Source organism: Schleiferilactobacillus perolens DSM 12744 (assembly GCF_001435585.1).
In the GTDB taxonomy this organism is placed as follows: domain Bacteria; phylum Bacillota; class Bacilli; order Lactobacillales; family Lactobacillaceae; genus Schleiferilactobacillus; species Schleiferilactobacillus perolens.
The window spans coordinates 1-450 of sequence record NZ_AZEC01000072.1; the positions used below are offsets into that span (position 1 = coordinate 1).

1 rRNA gene is annotated in these 450 nt (G+C 52.4%); it reads right to left on the reverse strand.

From position 1 onward, the window contains the following. Positions 1–91: 91 nt before the first annotated feature. A 16S ribosomal RNA gene (locus tag FD09_RS15665) occupies positions 92–450 on the reverse strand; the annotation flags it as partial.

The following is a 450-nucleotide window of genomic DNA, read 5'->3' on the forward strand; positions in this document are numbered from 1 at the left end:
TTGAGAGGCAGGCCTCTCAAAACTGAACAAAGTTTTGACTGTATCGGTTTCCGTTTGCCTGTGACCTAGGGTCACAGGACTTATTCCTTAGAAAGGAGGTGATCCAGCCGCAGGTTCTCCTACGGCTACCTTGTTACGACTTCACCCTAATCATTTGTCCCACCTTAGACGGCTGACTCCTTGCGGTTGTCCTACCGGCTTTGGGTGTTACAAACTCTCATGGTGTGACGGGCGGTGTGTACAAGGCCCGGGAACGTATTCACCGCGGCGTGCTGATCCGCGATTACTAGCGATTCCAGCTTCATGTAGGCGAGTTGCAGCCTACAATCCGAACTGAGGATGGTTTTTAGAGATTCGCTTGACCTCGCGGTCTCGCTGCTCGTTGTACCACCCATTGTAGCACGTGTGTAGCCCAGGTCATAAGGGGCATGATGATTTGACGTCATCCCC